The 22,567-nt window shown below is 57.2% G+C and carries 23 protein-coding genes; 9 read left to right on the plus strand and 14 right to left on the minus strand.

Annotated elements, in window-relative coordinates; translation table 11 throughout:
• Positions 1 to 3: 3 nt before the first annotated feature.
• The gene (aceE, locus tag A37O_RS0105595) at positions 4 to 2,733 is read left to right on the plus strand and encodes a pyruvate dehydrogenase (acetyl-transferring), homodimeric type (protein WP_018296515.1); all 2,730 of its coding nucleotides are present in this window, start codon (positions 4 to 6) and stop codon (positions 2,731 to 2,733) included.
• Positions 2,734 to 2,892: 159 nt separating this feature from the next.
• Here the strand turns inward: aceE and A37O_RS16440 are convergent, their stop codons facing one another.
• On the minus strand, positions 2,893 to 3,039 hold the full coding sequence (locus tag A37O_RS16440; protein WP_018296516.1) for a hypothetical protein: 147 nt from the start codon (positions 3,037 to 3,039) through the stop codon (positions 2,893 to 2,895).
• A gap of 209 nt (positions 3,040 to 3,248) precedes the next feature.
• Here A37O_RS16440 and A37O_RS0105605 point away from each other — a divergent pair, with 209 nt between their 5' ends.
• Positions 3,249 to 3,860, plus strand: a complete 612-nt coding sequence (locus tag A37O_RS0105605) for a YdhK family protein (protein ID WP_018296517.1) — start codon at positions 3,249 to 3,251, stop codon at positions 3,858 to 3,860.
• On the opposite strand, the gene A37O_RS0105610 is transcribed toward A37O_RS0105605, so the two are convergent.
• Together A37O_RS0105610 and A37O_RS0105615 are read right to left on the minus strand one after the other, a co-directional pair.
• The gene (locus tag A37O_RS0105610) at positions 3,844 to 4,494 is read right to left on the minus strand and encodes a M23 family metallopeptidase (protein WP_018296518.1); all 651 of its coding nucleotides are present in this window, start codon (positions 4,492 to 4,494) and stop codon (positions 3,844 to 3,846) included. The genes A37O_RS0105605 and A37O_RS0105610 overlap by 17 nt on opposite strands.
• Before the next feature lie 2 nt (positions 4,495 to 4,496).
• Positions 4,497 to 5,480, minus strand: coding sequence for an alpha/beta fold hydrolase (locus tag A37O_RS0105615; RefSeq protein ID WP_018296519.1), 984 nt, complete (start codon positions 5,478 to 5,480; stop codon positions 4,497 to 4,499).
• Positions 5,481 to 5,628: 148 nt separating this feature from the next.
• Here A37O_RS0105615 and A37O_RS0105620 point away from each other — a divergent pair, with 148 nt between their 5' ends.
• The 3 genes from A37O_RS0105620 to A37O_RS0105630 are packed head-to-tail and all read left to right on the plus strand — an operon-like array spanning position 5,629 to position 8,296.
• Complete coding sequence (locus A37O_RS0105620; RefSeq protein WP_018296520.1) at positions 5,629 to 7,131, plus strand: DASS family sodium-coupled anion symporter; 1,503 nt, start codon at positions 5,629 to 5,631, stop codon at positions 7,129 to 7,131.
• Between the two features lie 33 nt (positions 7,132 to 7,164).
• Positions 7,165 to 7,476: an acyl carrier protein gene (locus A37O_RS15830; RefSeq protein WP_018296521.1), complete on the plus strand. Its 312-nt coding sequence runs from the start codon at positions 7,165 to 7,167 to the stop codon at positions 7,474 to 7,476.
• A 49-nt stretch (positions 7,477 to 7,525) separates the two neighbouring features.
• Complete coding sequence (locus tag A37O_RS0105630) at positions 7,526 to 8,296, plus strand: HAD-IIA family hydrolase (RefSeq protein ID WP_018296522.1); 771 nt, start codon at positions 7,526 to 7,528, stop codon at positions 8,294 to 8,296.
• Here A37O_RS0105630 and A37O_RS0105635 read toward each other — a convergent pair whose 3' ends face one another.
• Positions 8,297 to 9,292 (minus strand): PLP-dependent cysteine synthase family protein, encoded by a 996-nt coding sequence (locus tag A37O_RS0105635; protein ID WP_018296523.1) that lies wholly within the window; start codon positions 9,290 to 9,292, stop codon positions 8,297 to 8,299.
• Between the two features lie 99 nt (positions 9,293 to 9,391).
• Here A37O_RS0105635 and A37O_RS0105640 point away from each other — a divergent pair, with 99 nt between their 5' ends.
• Positions 9,392 to 9,991 carry a GNAT family N-acetyltransferase gene (locus A37O_RS0105640; RefSeq protein ID WP_018296524.1) on the plus strand — a complete coding sequence of 200 codons (600 nt, stop codon included), beginning with the start codon at positions 9,392 to 9,394 and terminating at the stop codon, positions 9,989 to 9,991.
• Here A37O_RS0105640 and A37O_RS0105645 read toward each other — a convergent pair.
• The 8 genes from A37O_RS0105645 to A37O_RS0105680 form a co-directional block, all read right to left on the minus strand.
• Positions 9,988 to 10,335 carry a hypothetical protein gene (locus A37O_RS0105645; RefSeq protein ID WP_018296525.1) on the minus strand — a complete coding sequence of 116 codons (348 nt, stop codon included), beginning with the start codon at positions 10,333 to 10,335 and terminating at the stop codon, positions 9,988 to 9,990. The genes A37O_RS0105640 and A37O_RS0105645 overlap by 4 nt on opposite strands.
• 205 nt (positions 10,336 to 10,540) lie before the next feature.
• Positions 10,541 to 11,503 carry a uridine-preferring nucleoside hydrolase UriH gene (gene uriH / locus A37O_RS0105650; protein ID WP_018296526.1) on the minus strand — a complete coding sequence of 321 codons (963 nt, stop codon included), beginning with the start codon at positions 11,501 to 11,503 and terminating at the stop codon, positions 10,541 to 10,543.
• Complete coding sequence (gene uriT, locus A37O_RS0105655; RefSeq protein ID WP_018296527.1) at positions 11,496 to 12,959, minus strand: uridine transporter UriT; 1,464 nt, start codon at positions 12,957 to 12,959, stop codon at positions 11,496 to 11,498. The genes uriH and uriT overlap by 8 nt, the downstream gene beginning before the upstream one ends.
• 88 nt (positions 12,960 to 13,047) lie before the next feature.
• On the minus strand, positions 13,048 to 13,875 hold the full coding sequence (locus A37O_RS0105660) for a serine hydrolase domain-containing protein (RefSeq protein ID WP_018296528.1): 828 nt from the start codon (positions 13,873 to 13,875) through the stop codon (positions 13,048 to 13,050).
• Between the two features lie 11 nt (positions 13,876 to 13,886).
• On the minus strand, positions 13,887 to 14,834 hold the full coding sequence (locus A37O_RS0105665) for a trimeric intracellular cation channel family protein (RefSeq protein WP_018296529.1): 948 nt from the start codon (positions 14,832 to 14,834) through the stop codon (positions 13,887 to 13,889).
• 22 nt (positions 14,835 to 14,856) lie between these two features.
• Positions 14,857 to 14,991, minus strand: a complete 135-nt coding sequence (locus A37O_RS16890) for a hypothetical protein (protein WP_281167719.1) — start codon at positions 14,989 to 14,991, stop codon at positions 14,857 to 14,859.
• A 132-nt stretch (positions 14,992 to 15,123) separates the two neighbouring features.
• Positions 15,124 to 15,888, minus strand: coding sequence for a CPBP family intramembrane glutamic endopeptidase (locus A37O_RS0105675; RefSeq protein WP_018296530.1), 765 nt, complete (start codon positions 15,886 to 15,888; stop codon positions 15,124 to 15,126).
• Between the two features lie 86 nt (positions 15,889 to 15,974).
• Entirely contained in the window at positions 15,975 to 17,459 is a 1,485-nt protein-coding gene (locus A37O_RS0105680; RefSeq protein WP_018296531.1) for a peptide MFS transporter, read from the minus strand.
• 66 nt (positions 17,460 to 17,525) lie between these two features.
• On the opposite strand from A37O_RS0105680, the gene A37O_RS0105685 reads away from it, so the two are divergent.
• On the plus strand, positions 17,526 to 18,176 hold the full coding sequence (locus tag A37O_RS0105685) for a GNAT family N-acetyltransferase (protein ID WP_018296532.1): 651 nt from the start codon (positions 17,526 to 17,528) through the stop codon (positions 18,174 to 18,176).
• Positions 18,177 to 18,182: 6 nt separating this feature from the next.
• Here A37O_RS0105685 and A37O_RS0105690 read toward each other — a convergent pair whose 3' ends face one another.
• The gene (locus tag A37O_RS0105690; protein ID WP_018296533.1) at positions 18,183 to 18,533 is read right to left on the minus strand and encodes a hypothetical protein; all 351 of its coding nucleotides are present in this window, start codon (positions 18,531 to 18,533) and stop codon (positions 18,183 to 18,185) included.
• Between the two features lie 891 nt (positions 18,534 to 19,424).
• Between A37O_RS0105690 and A37O_RS16445 the strand changes: the two genes are divergently transcribed.
• Positions 19,425 to 19,823, plus strand: coding sequence for a hypothetical protein (locus tag A37O_RS16445; RefSeq protein ID WP_156802514.1), 399 nt, complete (start codon positions 19,425 to 19,427; stop codon positions 19,821 to 19,823).
• A gap of 147 nt (positions 19,824 to 19,970) precedes the next feature.
• A complete protein-coding gene (locus A37O_RS0105705; RefSeq protein WP_018296536.1) occupies positions 19,971 to 22,214 on the plus strand; it encodes a hypothetical protein in 2,244 nt (747 codons plus the stop codon).
• Between the two features lie 152 nt (positions 22,215 to 22,366).
• On the opposite strand, the gene A37O_RS14795 is transcribed toward A37O_RS0105705, so the two are convergent.
• Positions 22,367 to 22,567, minus strand: a 201-nt coding sequence (locus A37O_RS14795; RefSeq protein WP_211208352.1) for a transposase, incomplete at its 5' end; no start/stop codon positions are given.

Below are 22,567 nucleotides of genomic sequence, written 5' to 3' on the forward strand. Positions count from 1 at the left end.
TTCATGGCTGATTCGAAGTCCCAGGACGCTGACTCTAACTTTCCGCTGATCCGCGACGGCGTTGCTTCGTATATGCACGACGCTGATCCGGAAGAGACCCGCGAGTGGATGGATTCACTCGATGGACTGCTGGATGAGTCGTCGCCTGAGCGTGCTCGTTACCTGATGCTGCGCCTGCTTGAGCGCGCATCGGCAAAGCGCGTACCACTGCCTTCACTGACTTCAACGGATTTCGTGAACACCATTCCAACCACCATCGAGCCTGAGTTCCCTGGCGATGAGGAAATCGAGAAGCGCTACCGTCGCTGGATGCGCTGGAACGCGGCCATCATGGTGCACCGCGCGCAGCGCCCAGGCATTGAGGTGGGTGGCCACATCTCCACCTACGCCGGCGCAGCCCCTCTCTACGAAGTCGGCTTCAACCACTTCTTCAAGGGCAAGGATGCCCCACAGGGCGGCGACCAGGTCTTCTTCCAGGGCCACGCCTCCCCCGGCATGTATGCCCGCGCGTACCTTGAGGGTCGCCTCGACGAGGACGATCTCGATGGCTTCCGCCAGCAGGTCTCCCGCCCGCAGGGTGGCCTTCCTTCTTACCCGCACCCACACGACATGCCTGAGTTCTGGGAGTTCCCAACCGTGTCCATGGGTATTGGCCCAATGAGTGCGATCTACCAGGCGCGCTTTAACAAATACTTGCAGGACCGTGGCATTAAAGAAACCGACCAGCAGCACGTCTGGGCATTCCTCGGCGACGGCGAAATGGACGAGCCGGAATCTCGCGGCCTGATTCAAATGGCGTCCCTGTACGACCTGGACAACCTGACCTTTGTAGTAAACTGTAACCTGCAGCGCCTCGACGGCCCTGTCCGCGGCAACGGCCAGATCATTCAGGAACTGGAGTCCTTCTTCACCGGTGCCGGTTGGGAAGTAATCAAGGTTGTCTGGGCTCGCGAGTGGGACGACCTGCTGGCCAAGGACGAAGACGGCGCGCTGGTGAACATCATGAACACCACGCTCGACGGTGACTACCAGACCTTCAAGGCAAACGATGGCGCCTACGTGCGCGAGCACTTCTTCGGCCGCGACGAGCGCACGCTCAAACTCGTCGAGGACATGTCCGACGAGGAAATCTGGGCTCTGCGTCGCGGTGGCCATGACTACCGCAAGGTATACGCTGCTTACGATCGTGCACTGAAGACCAAGGGCAAGCCAACCGTCATCCTCGCACTCACCGTCAAGGGTTACGGTCTGGGCCACAACTTCGAGGGCCGCAATGCGACCCACCAGATGAAGAAGCTCACCTTGGACGATCTCAAGTTGTTCCGCGACAAGCAGCAGATTCCTATCTCGGACGAGGAGCTGGAGAAGGATCCCTACCTGCCACCGTACTACCACCCGGGCAAGGACGCGGACGAGATCAAGTACCTGCAGGAGCGTCGCCAAGAGCTCGGCGGTTACCTGCCTGAGCGCCGCGAAAGCTACACCCCGCTCGAGGTCCCTGAGATGAGCTCGTTTAAGGCTCTGCTCAAGGATTCCGGCAAGCAGGAAGTGGCCACCACCATGGCCCTGGTGCGTACCTTCAAGTCGCTGATGCGCGACAAGGAGATTGGCAAGCGCGTTGTGCCAATCATCCCGGATGAGGCCCGTACTTTCGGCCTGGACTCGTGGTTCCCAACTCTGAAGATTTACAACCCACACGGCCAGAACTACGTGCCAGTGGACCACGACTTGATGCTGTCGTACCGCGAGGCAACCGATGGCCAGATCCTGCACGAGGGCATTAACGAGGATGGTTCTACCGCATCGTTTATCGCGGCGGCTACCTCTTATGCCACCCACGGCGAGCCAATGATCCCGATGTACATCTTCTACTCCATGTTCGGTTTCCAGCGCACGGGCGACGTGTTCTGGGCTGCGGGCGACCAGATGGCACGCGGTTTCGTCATTGGCGCTACCGCAGGTCGTACCACGCTCTTCGGCGAGGGTCTGCAGCACATGGACGGCCACTCCCCTGTCCTGGCGTCCACCAACCCGGCTGTTATCCAGTACGACCCTGCGTTTGCGTACGAGATCCCATACCTCATCCGCGAGGGCGTGGATCGCATGTACGGCCCTGGCCGCGGTGAAAACGTCATGTACTACCTCACCGTGTACAACCAGCCGACTCACCAGCCTGCTCCTCCGGAGAACCTGGATGAGGAAGGTCTGCACAAGGGCATCTACCTCTTCGACAAGGGCGCGGACAAGGAGAACACCGTTTCCCTGCTCGCTTCCGGTGTGGGTATGCAGTTCGCTCTCAAGGCGCAGCAGATCCTTCAGGATGAGTTCAACGTGGGCGCTGCGGTCTACTCCGTGACCTCCTGGGTTGAGCTGGCGCGCGATGGCGCGGCGAAGAACGTAGAGAAGCTGCGCAATCCTTCGTCGACACCTGAGGAGCCTTTTGCTACCAAGCAGTTGAAGCAGACCTCGGGCCCATACATTGCAACCTCGGACTTCACCTCTGATCTGCACGAGCAGATCCGCCCGTACGTCCCCGGTCGCTACATGGTGCTCGGCGCTGACGGCTTCGGTTTCTCCGATACCCGCGAGTCCGCTCGTCGCTTCTTCAACATCGACGCTGAGTCGATGGTTGTTGCCGCGCTGATCGGCCTAGCCGAGGAGGGCAAGATCGATATCTCCGTCGCAGACGAGGCAGCGAAGCGCTTCAAGCTCGACGATCCAACTTCGGTCTAAGGGCTCTTCGCTTTACGACGATTACCGCTCCCCCGGATTCTCCACTGCACTTCAGTGGAGGGTCTGGGGGTTTTGGTCTTACAGCATGTTTTTCACCAGATACGCCGCCTGCCGCAAGCTCAGATCCGAGTTCTCTCGACGAAGCTCGCGAATGGCATCTTACGAATTCTTGCGTGCATCGATCCCACGTCCGGCGAGGACCCTCGAAGCCCAATCCTGACCCGCTTGGAGCGGATCCGGGTACGCCTTCAATGTCTCACGCAGTGAATCTTCTGGCTTTCGCCAATCTCCAAAAATCTTCGACATTTTTAAAGCTCCTGATTTCCGCCCCAAAACCGATAATATTCCCCTAATATATAAGCGAGCCTAGAGACATTTCGCTTGACGACGATTACCCCTCCCCCGGTTTCTCCGACAACCTTCTTTGCCGACATACCCATATGGGGTATATGATTTCAGGATAGGTGATCTTATATTCTGATTGCCATCATGTCCGATAGATAAGAAGGATTCTGATGAAACGCACTAGTTCAGCCATCGCCGTCGCACTTTCTGCATCTCTCGTGTTGAGTGCGTGTGGCAACTCGTCGCAAAGCACCGATGCCAGCTCCGAGGCACCGTCGAGCACCACCACGAGCACGAGTGCCGCCGAAGACGCCCACAGCGGCCACGGTATGGAAGGTATGGAAGACATGGAGCACCCAGCCGACGGTGGTCCTGCTCCCGAGGGCATCGCAGAAGCCACCAGTCCGACGTACCCAGTTGGCACTCAAGTAGTCCTGCACACCGATCACATGGCGGGTATGGACGGCGCACCGGCCACCATCGTCGGGGCATTCGACACCACTACCTACTCAGTGAGCTACACGCCTACCGACGGTGGCGCTCCCATCACCGATCACAAATGGGTGGTCCACGAGGAGCTCGTCGATCCCGGTCAGGCTCCGCTGGCGGATGGCACCGAGGTCACCCTCGACGCCGATCACATGGCCGGCATGATGGGTGCAAAGGCAACCATCGATTCGTCCACGCAGGAAACCGTGTACATGGTTGATTACACCGCCGACGGCATGACCATGAAGAACCACAAGTGGGTCACCGAGAGCGAGATCAGCCCAGCCGAGTAGTGCCAGCGAAGAATTTCTCGTTCTCGCCTGGCATCCACGGCACGAGCCGATCTGCGGAATAGAAAGCCATCTCCACCGCATTCGCGTGCAACAGATCGGGAGAGTCCGTAACCTGAATATGCACGTGGGGCTGTGTGGAGTTTCCTGTGTTCCCGCATTTTCCTAGCACGTCTCCAACGGCGACGTGTTGTCCAACTGCAACCGCGACGGAGTCGTGCTGCAGGTGCATAAGGGAAACGTACTCGTCGTGAAGCGTCTTGATCATGACCATGTTGCCTGTGATCGCCCGGACACCGCCCTCGCGGAAACGCCTCTTTTGGCTGAGCATGTAGCCGACCAGGTGGAATTGCGAGCGCCGGGCCACGTGATCGTGTGCCTTTGAATACACCTGCTCGATAACTCCGTCGCAGGGCGCCACAATCTCACGGCCGAAGCCGGGAAATTTCTCGTTAGGTTCGGTGAAGAAGGTGGAGGCGAAACCCCAAGGTGCGAGCCTGTCGCGCGAGTCGAGCCCAATGAAGTCGATGGCGTAGCCACTCCCGCCGAGCCAAGTGCCATGGGAGGGGACCTTGCGTGCCGGGGAATTGCGCGCCAACCAGTTGCCGGTGAAGGGGAACTGGAGAAGTGTTGGCATGCCTACATGCTAGTGGCGCGGCGCACAAGGCGCTGGATTGCGGCGTTGACCACCTCGGGGGTTTCCAGCAGGAGCATGTGCCCGGCATGTGGGATAACTTGCAGGTAGGCCTCGGGCCAGATTTCGTTGAGACGGTCGGCCTGCGCCAGAGGTGTCACATCATCCTTGGCCCCGACCAGGATGTAGCCTGGCACCCCGCGCAGTGACGGCCCCGCTTGGAGTTCCTCGTGCTCCTGCAGGTCGTCAAAGTAGCCGACAAAGGTTTCCAGCGGAGTTTCGTGGATCATTGCGGCATGGAAATCCACAAGCTCCCAATCTGTGTCACGCTGGAACACCGCCACGGCAAGCCCCGGCGCGATGATTTTGGTGACTTCCTCACGGAATTTGTCGGCCTCCACAGGCGAGGTTTCCACCGCTTTATAGACGGCATCGGCGGTCGGGGTGGCCAGGATCTGGGGAACTCCCTGGTCGGCAAGCTCTTCCACCGAGGAGTTGATCATGACCAGCCCCGCCAGATTGAACTTGCCCGAATAGCGCCTACTTAAGCTCAGCGCCACCAGTCCGCCGAGCGAATGCCCCACAAGAATCACGGGCCCGGATACGTTGCGCGCCTGGATGACCGCCCAGACATCGTCGGCAGCTAAGTCAACGCTGCACAGCTCGGGTCGCACCGCCCCGGTCTGGCCGTGCCCGCGCAGATCCACAAGTACCTGGCGCACATCCATCTCCCGGAGTGCATCCACTTGCTGGTAGTAAGACTCCGCGGCGAGGGTAAATCCGTGGATATACACCACGGTCACGGGCGCTTCTGCAGATCCGACCTCGTAGTAGTGCACACCCACCCCGTCGTTGTCCACCACACCTTCCGCGTCCAGGTCGGTCAGGCCGGGTGTGCGCTCGGTAGAGTGCAACCGACCTCTAGCCAGTGCGAGGTGCCGGCGCCCACCAGGAGTCAGCGCGCGGGCGTAGTGTGCGGGGTTCTCCATGTGTCCATCCTAAACATGCCCCAGATTTCCCAAGCAGAGGCCCTAAAAAGTAGTACATGTCATAACCAGTTTCTCTTATATAACCCTCATCTATGCCCGAAATATGAAGAGTGAATTTGTTCGTACAGCGCACAAGGAGAACGGTCTCATGACACAGAAAGTCACACAGCAGGCCCCCGAGCAAACACCGAAGAAGGAGAATTCGAAGGCAGGCAAGGCCATCTCCTTTTTCGCAGCGTTTGTTGCCCTCGGCGTCGTCCTTGCTCTCCCCCTTGATTCGCTCGAGTGGCACGGCCAGATCGCGCTCGCGATGTTGGCGTTCGCCGTGATCATGTGGGTCACCGAGGCCGTCGTCTACCCGATTAGCTCGATCATGATCGTGGCACTCATCGCGCTGCTGCTCGGCTTCTCCCAAGACCCAGAGACCGGGGATATCGTCGGTACAGGCAAGGCGCTGGGTGTGGCCATGGAGGGCTTTTCGACGAGTTCCGTCGCCCTCGTTTTCGCAGCGCTCGTCCTCGCAGCATCCATGCAGGCCACGGGGCTGCACAAGCGTATCGCGCTTGTCGTGTTGATGTTCGCGGGTGAGAAGACCTCCAATATCGTCATCGGCGCGATCGTCATCTCCACGATCCTGGCGTTTTTCGTCCCTTCTGCTACCGCGCGCGCTGGCGCCGTCGTCCCGATTCTATTGGGCATGGTCGCCGCCTTCGGCCTGGCTACAAACTCGAAGCTCTCGGCCCTGCTGATCATCACCGCGGCACAAGCCGTCTCCATCTGTCACATCGGCATCAAAACAGCGGCCGCACAAAACCTCGTGGCGGTGGGATTCATCGAGGAGCAGATGGGCCAAACGGTGTCCTGGGGTCAATGGTTTCTCTGGGCCGCACCGTGGTCGCTGCTTATGTCCATCGCACTGTTTTTCATCATGCGCGCTGCCATCAAACCCGAAACGGAATCCATCGAGGGTGGCCGCGAGCTGATCAAGAAGCAAATCGAAGAACTCGGCCCGATGACCTCCGCCGAGATACGACTGGCCGTCATCGCGGTGGTCCTGCTTGGTTTCTGGGCCACCGAGGGAACGCTGCACGACATCAGCTCGGCCGTGTCCACCATCATCGCCGTGGGCTTCATGCTGGTTCCGAAGATCGGCGTAATCGATTGGAGAACAGCACAGCAAAAGGTCGACTGGGGCACACTCGTCGTCTTCGCCGTCGGTATCTCGCTGGGCACGTTCCTACTGGACACGGGTGCCGCCACCTGGCTCTCGGAGCAAACTTCCGGCGCGCTCGGCTTAAGCGGGATGCCCATCGTGGCCACCATCGCCATCGTGTCGCTGTTCAACATCCTGATCCACCTGGGATTCGCCTCGGCGACCTCGCTGGCTTCCGCTCTGATCCCAGTGTTCATCGCGCTGGCCACCACTCTTGATGTACCCAACGGCGGCATCGGCTTCGTGATCATCCAGCAGTTCGTGATCAGTTTCGGATTCCTCCTGCCTGTCTCCGCACCACAAAACATGTTGGCCTACGGCTCGGGTGCGTTTACCACCCGCCAGTTCCTAAAAACCGGCATTCCGCTGACCATCGTCGGCTATTTGCTGATCCTGCTCTTCTCCGCCACCTATTGGAATTGGCTCGGCCTTGTCTAAATCTTGCCGCGCGATTCCAGCTACCATGAACCCATGGAGCTCTCGCAACGCATCAACATCAACCTGCCTCAAGAGCAAGAAAGCAACGCTAAAGACGCGAAGGATCAGGCGCAACCCCACGACGTCGAGGGTCGCCTAGTTCAGCTCATCGCGGAGACCACTGGTATCGACGCGGAGAAGGTCACACCCTCCTCCACCACGGATTCCCTCGGCATTGATTCGCTGTCTAGGATCGAAATCGTTGTCCGCGCGGAGGAGACGTTTGGCGTGCGCATCGAGGCCAAAGACGCAGAGAGCTTTACGACGATTGGCGACTTGGCCACTTACCTCGCAGAGCACGAATAACTGGTGCACAATAGGCGGTGTGAACGCACCCATTTCTTATCTGACTGACATGGATGGTGTCCTCATCAAAGAGGGCGACATCATCCCCGGCGCCGATAAATTCATTGAGAGCCTGCGGAGCAATGACATCCGCTTTATGGTGCTCACGAACAACTCCATGTCCACCCAGCGCGACCTGTCTGCCCGTCTGGCTACGATGGGCCTCGATGTCCCGCCGGAGAGCATCTGGACCTCGGCGGCCGCCACCGGCAACTACCTCACCTCCCAGGCCAAAGCCTCGACTGCCTACGTCATCGGCGAAACAGGGCTGACCACCGCCCTGCACGAAAAGGGTTGGATCTTCACCGACAACAACCCGAATTTCGTCGTCCTGGGCGAGACGCGTACCTACTCTTTCGAGGCCATCACCACGGCCTGTAACCTGATCATCCAGGGTGCCCGCTTCATCTGCACCAACCCGGATGTCACCGCGCCGGGCCCACAGGGAGTTCTCCCTGCAACCGGCGCCGTAGCAGCCATGATCACCTCGGTGACCGGCAAGGAACCGTACTACATTGGCAAGCCCAACCCTGTGATGATGCGCTCCGCTCTGAATAATATCGGCGCACACTCGGAGCGCGCCGTCATGATCGGTGACCGCATGGACACCGACGTCAAGGCTGGCCTCGAGGCCGGAATGCGCACGATTTTGGTTCGCTCCGGCATCTCGGATGACGCGGAAATCGAGCGCTACCCTTACCGCCCCACTATGATCGTCGGCTCGGTGGCCGAGCTCGCCGAGAAGATCCTTGATCCTTTCGAGGACGGCCACTACAAGTAGTTAGCTGCGCTTGTACAGGTCAGTGGAGAGGTACTTGTACCCGTTGTCCGGGTAGATGACCACGATGTTCTTGCCCACGGCCTCTGGGCGCGCAGCGATTTGGATCGCGGCGTTCAGTGCGGCGGCAGCGGAGGTGCCCAGGAATAAGCCGTCAGTCTCGGCGGTCTCCTGGGCAGTTTTGTATGCGTCCTCGGCGGCGACGTCGATGATCTCGTCCATGATGAATCCGTTTTCGCGGTTGGAGCGGATCAAAGTGGGTACAAACTCTTCGGGCAAGTTACCCACGGGAAGTGTGCCGTCGATGATGTTGCCGGTGAAGTTTTCATTCTCAGGACGCGAGGTCTCTGCGCCCTGCACACCAACGACAGTGATCTCCGGGTTCTTTTCGCGCAGGTAACGCCCCGTACCCACGAGAGTTCCTGCGGTGCCAGCGGTGGCCACGATGTAGTCCACTTGTCCGTCGGTGTCTTCCCAGATTTCCGGGCCGGTGGTTTTGTAGTGGTATTCTTGGTTCGCCTCGTTGACGGTTTGCCCGGCGTAGTAGTAGCTCTGCTCCTCGGCGATGCGCTCCATGCCCGCGATCAGGTCGTCGAGGTTGAGGCCTTCTTGCTCGAAGTTGGCAATCTCTTCCACGTCGGTAAACGAGCGGGTGTCCAGCCCGTAGCCCTCGAAGATTTTTACGCGCTCTTCGCTGGTGCCCGGCTCCAAGTACGGGATAAATTTCAGTCCTTCGGCATGCCCGATGCCCACGAGCGATATGCCTGTGTTTCCACTGGTGACATCGATAAGCGTGCTCCCCTCCTCGATCGCGCCCTTGGCGCGAGCGTCCTCGATGAGCGCAACAGCGAGTCGATCCTTGCTGCTTCCGGTGGGGTTGAGGTATTCGAGCTTGCCAATGATGCGCGCGCCGAGGCCGTGCTTCTTTTGGTAATTGGTCAGCTCCACGAGAGGGGTGTTGCCAACGAGCTCGATGATGGACGAGTGAATCTTCGCCATTGGCGAAATGTCCTGTCTAAAATATTTGAACCGCTTAGTCTGTTTTATGACACTTTAACGCGCGCAGACCGTCCGGTCAATGGATTAGACTGATGCGTTATGACAGATACCCTGATCACAGTGGGGCTTGATTCCCCGGAAGCCGCGTCCTTGCTCGCCGCTCTCGATCACGAGTATTCCGAGCGCTACAAGGGCTACACCGGTTTTGGCGAAGACACGGAAGCCACCGACGATTTGGAGATTTTCCCGCCGGTGCTTTTCGAGGAGCCACTTGGCACCCTCCTACTCCTGCAGCGCAACGGCGAGACCATCGCAGCGGGCGGGTTTATCTACCTCGACGAGGAAACAGCCGAGGTCAAGCGGGTGTGGACATCGCCGGAGCATCGTCGTCAAGGGCTCTCGCGCCGCATCATGGAGGCCCTCGAGGAGGCCGCCGCAGCGCGTGGCTACCGCAAGATCTACCTCACCACGGGCCCGCGTCAGCCGGAGGCGGTGCGCTTGTACACCTCACTGGGTTACACGGCGCATTTCGATACCGAGGCAGACCCGGAGGACATCGTGCACTTGGCTTTCGAGAAGCGAATCAGCGACGCGCCTTACTTGGCCATTCCCGCCGAGCTGGAGGGCAAGGCGGCACAGCAGCGAGAGGTAGTAGAAGAGACTTATCAGAGGCGCTCCCGCCCCGAGACTAGGCTCTAGGCGCGCTCGACCGAGGCGTCGAAACCATGTGCGCACGCCAAGGACTCCAGCGCGTGGCCGAAGCGTTCGGTTTCGTCGCGGGATGCTGTAATGACCTCGCGGCAGCGCACGGCACGGGCACCGAAGGTGGTGCGATCGGGCTGCCACCTGGTGAACCACTGCATATCCCAGATGTCTGCACCCGGGAAGGGCTCTGATTCTGCTGGTGAGAGGTACTCCGCCATGAGCTCCTCGACGTGAGGGCGCAGCTGGACTGGCATGTTGGAGATAGTGAGGACACTCGCCACAGGCTGTGCGCAAACAGGCTGCCAAGTGACGGTGGGTGCGGCCAACGTTGTAGTCATGTGGGGATCCTTACTCAGTAAAATGGCACACCAGAATCGACATACAAACACATATGTCCGATGTGGTGTGAGACGAGTTCCGTCTTCCCCAACGGCCTCAAAAATCTCGTTGCGTCCCTGAAGGACACTCTCGATTCTCGCTTCACACCCCACCCACCGGCAACCCTAAAGTAATCCTTTATCCCCCATTTAATAAAGTTTCACTTTAGGGTTGAGGTTGATTTATTCCCTCACCAATACGCTTAATGGCGTCAGTTACCAGCGCCCAAAACTTCGGCGCATCCAGCTTCACGGCCACCTGAGTTGTGCAATCGTCAGGGGCTGGAGCTCGGAAGTCTGCCACGGTCATGCCCACGGTGAGATTACCCGCTAATTCCACATCTAGTGGGACCTTGCGCGTAGACACGATGGACGGGTCGATGATGTAGGCAACCGTGCAGGGATCGTGCACGGGTGGGTTTTCAAAGCCCTGCGCATCTTGGTAGTTCTTGCGGAACGCGCCGAACAGGCCCACGACAAAGTCGGCCACGTCGGTGCCCAAAGCCTTAATGCCGGCCTCCACCTCGGGAGTGGCCAGTGCCTGGTGTGTCAGGTCAAGGCCCACCATGGTCAGCGGCCACGGCTCGTTGAACACAATGTGGGCCGCTTCTGGGTCGATCTTGATATTGAACTCAGACACCGCCGACCAGTTGCCCACGTGGTAGCCACCACCCATGAGCACTACTTCCTTGACGCGCGGGACAATGCGCGGCTCCAGGCGCGCCGCCAGGGCGATATTTGTCAGCGGACCGGTAGGAACAATGGTCACGGTGCCGGGCTCTTCCCGCATGATTGTGTCGATGATGAATTGCACGCCACTACCCTGCTCAACCTCAACGGTTGGCTCGGGCAGCTCGTAGCCGTGAATTTCCATGCCGGTGTCACCATGGATGTCGCCCGCTACTTCGATGGGACGCACCAAAGGCCGCGTCGCACCTGCGTGCAAGGGGGTATCGGTGATGCCCGCAATAGTCATCACCTGGCGCGCGTTGAGGGTTACCTTCTCAAGAGTCTGGTTTCCGCCCACCGTGGTGATTCCCAACAGGTCAATCTCGGGGTTGCCGTGCGCGAGCAGGATGGCAACGGCATCGTCGTGGCCTGGGTCGCAGTCGAGGATGATCTTATGCATTGGTTGCTCCTTGGTTTAAGCCCTGCATTTCTTCCATGGCGGTCTTTGCTGCCAGGGTGTCGGAAATAGTCTCTGGTTTTGGAATCATGAACGAGGTGACAAATGCCAGCGCAAGCAAGATGGCGCCTGCGATCATACCCGCAGCGTAACCGCCCGCATTGTCCACGAAGATCGTGACCACCGCGAAGAGGATGGCAAACGAGATACCCGCGCCCAAGTTGAAGGCGCCAGCGTTCATGCCCGGGAGGTAGCCCTGGTTATCCGCTGGCGAGAGCACGATACCCATGCCGTTGAGCATGATATTCGCGGTGCCGGCNTACATGATGCCAACGAATACCGAGACGATGAGCAAGAGCACCGGGGTTGGGTTCTGCGTAACGAAGATGGCGAAAAGCACTCCGGCAAAGGAGCCCGCGATGCCGATCTGCAGAATGATCTTGTAGCCAAACTTCGCCGCCAAAACACCCGCGATCGGCCCGAAGGCAAGGCCAGCCAGTGCGTATGGAGTCAGCGTCCACCACGAGACCACCTCGGCCGAAAGCCCTGGCCCGTTGACCGAGTCCTGGGCCAGGTTGGGCACCAGACCGTTCATGATGGCGAACACGCCTGTCATGGTCAGCAGAGTGGTCAACAGCAGTGCCCACGTGCGCCGTTGCTTCATGTACTCAACGGTGACCAGTGGGTGCTTGACGCGTTTTTCCACATTCCAGAAGGCAATCACTCCGGCTATGCCAATGACCACAAGCAGCAGCACGAACCACCAGTTGGCGCCTTTAATCTTGCCTGCCTCGTTAAACGCGGTGAGCAGCGCACCGATGGCGATGGCCAGCGGGACAACGCCAGCCCAGTCCATCGGGTAGGTTTCGCGGGCGCGGGACTCCTTCGTGAACAGTTGCAGCGCAATCACCGCCGCCACGCAGAAGCCTGCCATGACCCAGAAGATGGAGCGGAACCCGAAGGTGCCTGCCAACCAGCCACCGGCCAGCGCGTCCACGCCACCGATGCCGCCGTTAACCGAGGTAAGAATGCCCAGGTACAGAGCGTATTGCTTTTCGTTGGCAACGTGTTGGCGCAACATGATCAGGGCCAGTGGCACGGTCGGGCCGGCCACTCCCTGGATCACGCGAGCCAGGAACAAGATGGTCACATTGGGGGCAAGGGCTGCCACGATACAGCCAATGCCGGTGACAATCATCATGCCCACCAGCACTTTCCTGCGACCTATTAAGTCACCCCAGCGAGGCAGGAACAGGGAGAACAGGGCCGCAGCCGTAAAGAATGCGGTCTGCGTCAGCCCGATCTGCGCCGAACTCGCATTGAGCTCGACCTCCATGGTGGCTAGTGCCGGAGAAAGCATCGACGCATTGAGTTGGAAGGCGAACACCGCAATAAGCAGCGCGAGTAGGATCGCCACCGCTTCCCGGGTTGGGGTGCGTCTCGCTTCTTGCACAGTCATTAGATAGGTCCTTTCAATCGAAGCGATTAACCTATCATTATCTTCCTCCCGAATTCACAGGTTAGCAATCAAACTTTAGCGAATTGACTTAATGGAGAAGATCCGCCACAATCGCCGTGTTCGTTTCCTCCCACAGCGGCTTGGCCCAGTCGCCGAAATCGCGATCCGTCAGTGTCACGCCCGCGGTGCCGGCGAGCTCGTGGTCGCTCCAGGAAGGCACCACCCACAGGTACGTGCCACTAATGCCAAAGTGGCCAACCGTCTCCGGAGGCATGTTGTCGCCGGTCCAGTGCGGGTGCTTCTCGCCCTTGATCTCAAAACCAAGGCCCCACGGATTCGGCTTTTGCATGCCGTAGCCCGGCACGGTACCAATCAACCCGGGGAACTGCACCGTAAATGCCTCGCGCACCGTGGATTCTGCAAGCAAGGTCGGGCGCAAAAGTTCCTCAGCAAACTTGGATAGATCGGCCACGGTCGAGCGCGCATCGTGGCCCGAGGAACCCCAGATCACGGTGTCATCCATACCCAGCGGCTCAAAAATGCCCAGCAAAGCGTAGTTACCAAAAGCCAGGCCGGTCTCCTGCTCGAGGATTTCCTGCAGCCATTCGAACCCGGCCGAGGAGTAAATGCGACGCTCCCCCGGCTTCTTCTGGATCTTGCTGCGCATCGCAGCCGACACACCCGAGGCATGCGAAATCAGGTGCCGCACGGTCGAACCCTCGGGGCCGGCAGGCTGATCCAGCTCAAACACGCTCTCTTCCACAGCCATCAAGAACGCATACGCAGAGAGCAGTTTGGTCACGCTCATCAGCTCAAACTCACGGTTGAGGTCACCGTAGGTAGCAGAATGCTTGCCGACGATTGCCGCCGCCGCGTTATCAACCGGCCAGGATCCGAAGTGCTTCGAAAGGTTCATGAGTGTTGATACTACTCATCGTCGTCTTCTTTGTTTTTGCGCCGTTTCGATTCAGGCCGCAAGGTCCACTGCTCATTGGTGTTGGTTTCTTCGGTGTCGTTGAGCAACACGTCGAGGGCATCTTGCACGTCTTGCGCGTCTTGGTCTGAGGACTGCGCCACGTCGTCACGCGAATCTTTTTCCTTCTTGCGCTCGAGCGCCTTTTCCATTTTCTCGTGGCGCCAACTGCGCAGAGTGGGTGGCTCGAGGCGGCGACCGACGGAGCGACCGCGATCCTCGGCCATTTTCATGAGGTCGCGGACCTGCGATGCCGTCATGTTCACGGGGGCGAAGTCTTGGCGGGCGGGGATGTACCAGCCTCGCCAATAGGAGAGCATGGCCAGTGCCACTGCGAGCAGCGGGGAGATGATCATGCCGGGCATGGGGTGACCGAAGTGGTCGAAGAGCCACATGGACACGGCCGCGACGAGTGCCGGGACGGCGTAGAGCTGTTGCGAGCTGAATACGCTGGGGACCTTGCCAATGGCGATGTCGCGGATCATGCCGCCGCCGCAGCCGGTGAGCACGCCCATGAACACGCACGAGAGGACCGGGAGGTTGTAATTCATTGCTTTGACGCAGCCGGTCACGGCCCAAGAACCCAGGATGATCGCGTCGCCGTGGAATTGAAAGATCTCCCAGGCTTTGCCTTTGAAGTCTGTAACCAGGGCGACCAATGCGCCGGCGAGGGCGAGGATGAGATATTCCGGATTGGCAATGGCGGCCACGGTGCCTTGGCCGATGAGCATGTCTCGAATCATGCCGCCGCCGAGGGCGGTGAGCAGGGAGAGGAACATAAAGCCAACGATGTCGAAGTTCTGCTTCCGCGCTATCGTTCCTCCGATGATGCCCATCAGGAATACTCCTGAGACATCTAAGAAGCGGTAGAGGGCTGCAATCTCTGGAGCTGCATTTTCCACGGGCTCCAGTGTAGAACACGGCTTAAGCGTGGGGCGGACGGATGCTTTCCAGCCAGGCCCATTGAGTGAGCTGATCAATCTCGCCGGTCTGCGAACTGACCAGCCCGGCAACGCCAAGGGCAGAGACTGCAATTATCGAAGAAATCTGATTTCGCATTGGCGCCCCTGCCCTGTTCGATCGTGTGTGATTGCCTACAAGTGAATATACAGGCAACACCCAGAATGCCCAATCACAAACTTTATCTTATTAGTCTGACCTTGTACAGCGGTAGAGACAAATACATGCCGCCTACATGCTCCAAGCCGCAGCGGCCGCAAGCGCGCCCACCGCATTGAGCGACCAGTGCAGGCCGATCGGCGCGAGCACCGACTTGGTATGGGCACGCAGCCAGGTGAATACCGCGCCCGCAGCCGAGGTGGCCACCACGGCCAGGCCCACCCCGACCCACTGGCCGAAGATGCCCGTGCCCAGCACGCTGGACAAACCCGAGTTCGAGGCGGTCAGGCCCAGGGAGGAAGAAATGTGCCACAAACCGAACAGCGTCGAGCCGGCGATCAGCGCCAACCGCGCCCCGCCGAGCCGATCAAGGGCACCGTGCAGGACACCGCGGAACGCCAGTTCCTCTGGCAGGACGGTCTGCAGGGGGATGAGCACCAGCGCCGCCAGCAGCGCAAAGCGCGCATTGGAGTAGGTCTCGTTGAGGAAGAACTCGCGGGTCACGGGAAGCAGGACACCGACGGCGACAACAGCCGTGACGACGAGCGCTGCCGCCCCGCCATAGCGCAAGCCCTTGCGCAGACTGGAGGAGGAAATACCCAGGTCTTTCCAGGTCAATCCCGCGAGCTTGGCCATGACCAGGAGGATCAGGGCGGAAACTGGGATGGTCCAGAACCACTGCCCTGCCAGCGTGAAGTGGGCCGAAATGTTAACGGCTACCAAGCTCGCAATCACCGCGGCGACAACTGTGATGTCTTTGACGGGGATGCCTTTTACGGCAATGCGGCTGAACACCTGACTTTGGGGTGGAAAAGTGCGGGCGGTAGCTAAGGTCATTGCGCTAGCGTAACCGGGCTACGCCCACCCGCCAATAGGACCAAGTATGAAGACAGGAAACTAACAGCGAAGTGCTAGCGCACTTTCTAGCGCACGTCGACGAGCATCTTCGCAATCCACTTGCGCAGCAGAACCAGCACAATGCCCACCACGATCGCAGCCACACCAATGATGACGAAGAACTGACGCTCAGCATCGGCCGAAGTTGGGTCGTAGTAGCCACCGAGGGTGCCCGAGAGCGCCGTGCCGGCGGAGACAGCCATGAGCCAGACCGCGAACATGCGCGACTCGAAGGCCTTTGGTGCGACCTTCGTGGCCAGCGAGTTGCCCACCGGGGAGAGCAAGAGCTCACCGATGGTGAACAGGAAGAGGATCCACACGATCACGTACAGCGGCGTGGAATTCTCTCCGCCACCCGCGTAAGGCAGGAAGAAGAACAGGGAGAGGCCGATGATCATGTTGGCCACGCCGAATTTCACAGCCGAGCTCCACTGGCGGTTGCCCAGCTTCGTCCACATGGCCGCGAAGATGCCCGAGAACAAGATGATGAAAATCGGGTTGAAGGACTGCACCTGGCCCGGGGTGAGTTCGAAGCCGAAGAGGCTGCGGTCAAGGCGCTGATCCGAGTACACAGCCAGAATGGTGAACTGGGACTGGAAGATGGCGAAGAAGGCAATACCGCCGATGAGCAGCGGAATGTAGCCCACGATGCGCGACTTCTCCACCGCGGAGGTGAGGTTGGAGTTGTACATCTGCAGCAGTAGCACCACGATGGCCAGCACCGCGATGATGGCGGTAATCGTCGAGAGCCATTCAACATGGATCGTGCCAGTAGCGATAAGTGCCACAACGATGCCGACAACCACAACGGCGCCAAGCGCCCACTTCCAGTATTCGGAGCGTGGCAGCGGGTTTGGAACCTTGTGGCCGGCTTCCTTAATAGTGGTCTTACGCATGGCCAGGTACTGAGCGAGGCCGAGCGCCATACCAATGGCGGCGATGCCGAAGCCCCAGTGGAAGCCACCCATGCCGAAGACCCAACCGGTGATCAGTGGGCCGAAGAGGCCACCGATGTTGACGCCCATGTAGAAGATGGAAAAGCCCGCGTCACGACGAGGGTCGTCGCGCGAGTACAGCTGCCCCAACACGACCTGAGCGGAGGTTTTCACGCCACCGGAGCCGAGCGCGATGCAGACAAGGCCGAGCGCAAGACCCGCGTATCCAGGAACAAGTGCGAGCAGAATGTGACCGAGCATGACAATCACGGCCGACCACATCAGGGTGCGCTCTGGGCCGAGGATGCGGTCGGAGACCCAGGAGGCCACCAGCGAACACATGTACACAAGGCCGCCGTAGGCACCCACGATGGAGAGTGCCTGCGCCTTATTCATACCCAGGCCGCCTTCGCTGACTGAGTAGTACAGGTAGAAGGCAAGGATGGACTGCATGCCGTAGAAGCTGAAACGCTCCCACAGTTCAACTCCGAAGAGGTTTGCTAGGCCCCAGGGCTGACCAAAGAACTTCCGTTCCTTCGGCTGCTCCTCCTGGGCTAGCGCATTTTGGTTAGTCATACTATAGGTTTACTCCTGGTTTTCCCGGGAACCTAACTGTGATCTGGGACCTACTAGGCTAGAACCATGCCCGACCACTCCGCGATCACTTATCGCCCGTACTCCCCCGCCGACGCCCCGGCAATCCGCACCCTGATCAACGATGCCTTCGGCGTCCGCCGCCGCTTCCAGGAGCCGGCACTTACCGCGCTGCTCAGCATGGACCTCGAGCAATCTCTTTACGATGCCACCTTCACCCGCGTTGCCACTCGCAACAACGAAGTCGTGGGCATCATCATCGGCAAAATCCAGGGCGAGGAAAAACTCGATGCCAGGCTCAAGCGCGCCGGCGCCATCGCCACAAACATCGCGCAGGCACTCCCCTACCTCTTCGCGCAGCGCACGGGCGTTCGCGACTGGTTCCGCGAGCAGCGTTCCTACGCCCGAGCCGCCAAAATGTCGCGCAACCGCAACACGCAGCTGAACAACGAGATCATCCTCTTCATCGTCGATTCCAGCACGCGCGGCCAGGGCGTGGGCAAGCGCCTCTTCAACGACTACCTCGCCGAACTGCGCCGCCACAAACTCAGCGACTTCTTCCTTTACACCGACTCCGAATGCACGTGGCAGTTCTACGAGGCCCGCGGCATGCGGCGCGTAGGGGTGTCCAGCTACGCATCACTTATCGACGATTCCCCGCGCGAAATCGAAAGCTACGTCTACGCCGGGTCTGTCTAGCCGGCTTTACTTACCGTTCAGCAGACCCGGAACGAAGCTGAGGCCCTCAAAAAGCTGATCAATCATGTTCAGCAGCGCGCTGAGCACCGGCAGGATCTTCAGCAGCAGCGGCGCGAACGGCCCCGCCTGGCTTGCCACAAGCTGCGAGCTCTGCTCCGTGGCCGGGTCCGTCGGCTTCGGAGTTGCAGTGGTCGTGGTAGCAGCACCGCTTTGCGACGACAGCGTGCCCGCACCCGAACTTGCCGTCTGCTCAGCGGCCGGCTGCGCAGTGGTGGTCTGTGCCTGCGCAATGCCTGCACCAGCAAATGTAAGAGAAACGGCCGTGGCAGAGGCTACGACGAGGCGGGCGATCTTCATTCCAGTTGTCCTAACAGTCAGGTTGTTTTTACACGTTGACTATCGCAGTTGTGACCGTTTTGTTACAAACAAAATGTGCATATTATTAATTGTTTAATGGTCGAGCTCAATACCCCGATCCATAAACTGAGGCTATTCTTTGCTCGGAGAAACGAATGTCATTATGCGGCGCTGTCACCAATCTCGACGCCGTTTTGCAGGGTTTTTGCATCGAGAAATCCACCCTCGGCCATTAATACAACGTTTCAATAGGATTGGGTTTGGATGTTTTGGAGAATTCGATTGTTAAAAGCAATACATCGTTCCAATGGTCTAAATTCCCGCCCTGCTTTCATCTCATCAGTCAGATAAATTTGTATCCATCAACTACTTACTCGCCCGATAAGATATGGCTTACGCTGATAATATAACCGCATGCGAATACGAGATACCTCAAAATGGGGAATTGGAAAGCTTTATCCAGATTTGGACCGGTTTCTGGGTGCCCCTGTATATGACGGATTGCATACGATTCAATTTGAAAATACTTTGGTTGATTTCGGAACGTTTAATCGGCATTCGCCAGTTACAGTTGTGACGTTCCAACCGAAAGTAAACGATAAGACCACTGTCCCAGCGGCGGTCGGGGTGGGATTCACCAAGAAAATTGGGGCGAACCTCGTGGCGCTTGCCGATCCCGGGATAGACACTGGGACAAACGTTGACATTGGGTGGTACTACGGGTCTAAGAAATTAGGTGATCTCCTAGCGATCTATGGCCCTGTAATCGAGCATTGCTTAGACGCCTTCGGATCACAACGTACGATCCTTTGGGGTAGTTCTGCGGGAGGCTACGGAGCGCTTCGATTCGGTACGAGGTTTCCAGGATCGCTTATATTCACCATAAATCCAGTGGTTTCTTTAACTCCATATTGGAAGTCTTTCGTCGACAATTACATTACAACGGCTCAAGAAGCCGACGATGACGAAAAGTTCGCCGTAGCCAGGAACTCAATGGTGACAGATATCGCGGACCTATATCCTTCTGGGTTGACTTCGTACTTGGCCATGTACCAAAACACTGGCGACCACAAGTTCCTGCCTGAGCAACATGGACCATTCATTGAACGTTTTAAGAATGACCCGAAGCTCTTCGAACGTCGACAATACGATGGCGAATGGCACTTGCCTATCCCACCAGCGACTCATTTTCCAATCCTCGAGCAGTTCATGAATATGGACGTGGATATTCCTACGGCGATCCAAAACGCAGGTTTCTATTCTCCTAATACTGCGCATCCCGTGGCCTGACTCCAAGCTCTTTCATCAGACCCAAATTCGCTAATCGCGCTACTTGAACTATAGAAATCCAGTTACAGAACTGACAATAAAACTTGTCAACTTATTCGCATTCATTCATCTCTACTTGAGGTTATACTTCGAAAGGTACAGCACAAATTGACGGAACAACTAGAATATGCGGAATACAAAACCCGATTCGAGGACTATATCGATAGCCCCGTCCGTATCGAATTTCCTCTGGCAAGTAACTCCAAACTTAATGCATTGATTCAATTCCGGGGGCAGGATCTTCCAGTCCTTTGCTTGCTACCATCTGCGCAGACCAAAAACCACCGAAAGAATCCGTACTTTTATCGAGAATCATGGATTGAAGACTTTCCCGAGTCCAACATCATCATAATTAGCGATCCGAGCTTAGACCTAGATGAGAATCTACTAGCGGGCTGGTTCATTCACCCGAAAGTCGATTTATCGAAGCTGGTCGCTTCAGCAATTGGGGAATTACTCGAGTTTTGGGGCGCAACCTCCGAAAATCTTCTTTTCTATGGCTCTGCGATGGGTGGTTTTATTGGGATTCAGCTTTCAACACTCATTGAGGGTTCCCACTGCATCGCGGAAGTACCCGAATTGGATGTCACCAGTTACCAATTTCCTGAGGCACTCGAAATTCTCGAAAAATCTATCCTCCAAGGTTCTTTTGTCCGACATCGACGAATCTACCCTGAGCAAGTATCCGTACTTGCTCGAATGAAGAAGGAGTCTCGAGTTCCGAATCTTTCTATTATCACCAATCAAGATGACCCGTACTTCAATGAAGTGATTTCGCTTGCCGTTGATTCGGGAAAACTTGAAAGTACCTCACGTGGGCATCTTAGAATTGATATTTCACCGCAATCCATTGGCCACAAGCCGCTACCGACGGATGAAACACAGGGAAAACTGAAGCTCTACTTAAATCAAATCCATTCCATTACTCACTTCGTTAAGCCACAGGAAGCACTACCTGAACTCCTCGCAGAAACTGAGACGAGTGTACCTGGTGAGATCAATGAACTATTGATACATGAGCTCACTGATCAAGAACGCGAATCATTCAATTCGATGTCATTTGCCGAACTTCGAAATCTAGCCACGGAACGGATCGCGTCTGTTGAATTGACTCGCGACGAGGCCGATAAAGCAAAGTATGTTTCGGCTTTAAAGTCTTTGCAAGGTGTCGCGGAAAAAGACCCAAGTCTCGACTGGCCATATCTCAGAGCAGCTGCCTTAGAAAAAGGGTGGAATCTATCATTTCGAGGTCGGATCTTAGACTTGGCAAATGCTGCTTGGAATCGAAATCGAACAATCGATGCGCTTGTTTATCAATGCAGAGGTATTTTGGCCGAAGTCAGTTTGGAAAATGCTGAAGTTAAATTCAGAACCCTCAAGAGCGAAATCTCAGACCAAGATCAGCTCACAATCGTCGAGATCTTCGAATCAATTCTTCATTACGAACAGGATAAGTACACTCTTTTTGAAGCCGATGTGCGTCGTATTCGGGAAGCTTTGAATCCCGAATTCGAAACGTATTTGCTGATTCCATTTTCTACAGTCGTGTTGGAAGAAGACACAATAACTGCCGCGGATACTCAAACGGCCGAAGAACTAGACAAAGTCTCCAAATCCATTGCCCCTGAGCAGGCCCTTAGCGGGGTCGACTACAACATTGTCGCATCCTGCGACTCTGTATATCTAGCCGCTTTCGGGAAGTTTCTAGTTGAGTCATTTGAGATCTCTTGTTCCGATGAAGCAAGACTGACTCTGATTGTATTAGGAAATGAAAATCACCTGAGAGAAACAACTCAATCACTTCGAGCCATCAGCCCGCGAGTTCAGTTTATTTTCTTGGACTTGACCGCTGAAGAGAATGTCGGCCCCACTTCCTCGCTGATTCGTTTCATTCCAGTCAACGAACTTTTGCGGAGTACTGGAAAGCCTGTGGTTGTAATGGATATAGATGCATTGATCACATCTGATTTTGGTCCTGAGTTCGACGCTTCTCATCGGACCGACATTGCGCTAAGACAATTGGGCGATCGAGTCGCACCATGGGAGAAGTACGCAGCAGGATTTGTAATTTTCTACCCTACTGAAGCCGGAAAATCTATTGCGGAAAACATAAATATTGCGGCTAGAAGCATTCTCCGACCTGGTAAGCCTCAATGGTGGATCGACCAGAGCGCCTTGGAATATGGAATTCGTTCGTGGACTATGAAAAATAGTGCAAAGCCGGTGATCACAAACTTGATTAAGGACTCAGAGAGAAACTTATTCCTACCTACAGGTCCAAGGACAACGAAGGTAAAGCTACTTGAGCGAGAAATTGCGAAACTAAAAGCTTCCTATATTGAATCAACCTAATTTGCTCTGGAACAGGGGCTATCCTGGTTCTCGATTCAGCCTAGTCGTACATTTCAAATGATCCAAGAAAAGTCCAGGTCAAGTCCTTTTGAGTGGTGTATCCGCCAGCGGTTGACTCAGCGATGAACTGACCGCTGACGGAACAGGATTCCTTACGCCACCAGAGCCTCCTGACCGTCACCGACAACGACGCCGACGCCGTCAGCTGCCCGGGCCTTCGCCAGCATCTCCGCCGTCGAGGACAGCATCGCCAGAGGCATGTACCGACGCTGCTGCATCCAGTCCTCATGCTGCTCAGCCAGCACTGCCCCGACCAACCGGACCACCGAATCACGGTCAGGGAAGATCCCCAC

The organism is Corynebacterium lubricantis DSM 45231 (assembly GCF_000379425.1).
Taxonomy (GTDB): domain Bacteria; phylum Actinomycetota; class Actinomycetes; order Mycobacteriales; family Mycobacteriaceae; genus Corynebacterium; species Corynebacterium lubricantis.